Source organism: Halomonas borealis (genome assembly GCF_004798905.1).
GTDB lineage: Bacteria > Pseudomonadota > Gammaproteobacteria > Pseudomonadales > Halomonadaceae > Halomonas > Halomonas borealis.
The window spans coordinates 1-240 of sequence record NZ_SDMO01000131.1; the positions used below are offsets into that span (position 1 = coordinate 1).

At 69.6% G+C, this 240-nt stretch carries 1 protein-coding gene; it reads right to left on the reverse strand.

The genetic code is table 11. From position 1 onward, the window contains the following. Positions 1-240 (reverse strand): hypothetical protein (locus tag ETC07_RS15710; RefSeq protein WP_205742585.1); only part of this gene is annotated, 240 nt, incomplete at both ends.

Below are 240 nucleotides of genomic sequence, written 5' to 3' on the forward strand. Positions count from 1 at the left end.
ACGGTGTAGGTCTCGTCCTCGGCCCCATCGATGCTCAGCGTGATGGTGTCGCCGGCCTGGGTGCCGGCGGTCAGGCCCACGCTGGCCTCAACGCCATCGGACAGCTCATCGGCGTCGATGGCGCCATCCGCGGCCTCGGCAATCGCCAGGGTCGGGGCGTCGTTACCGTCATCGCCGCCCGGGCTGGTGCCATCCACGCTGAAGTCGATGCTATCGGACGGCGCCGAGCTGTTGCCGGCT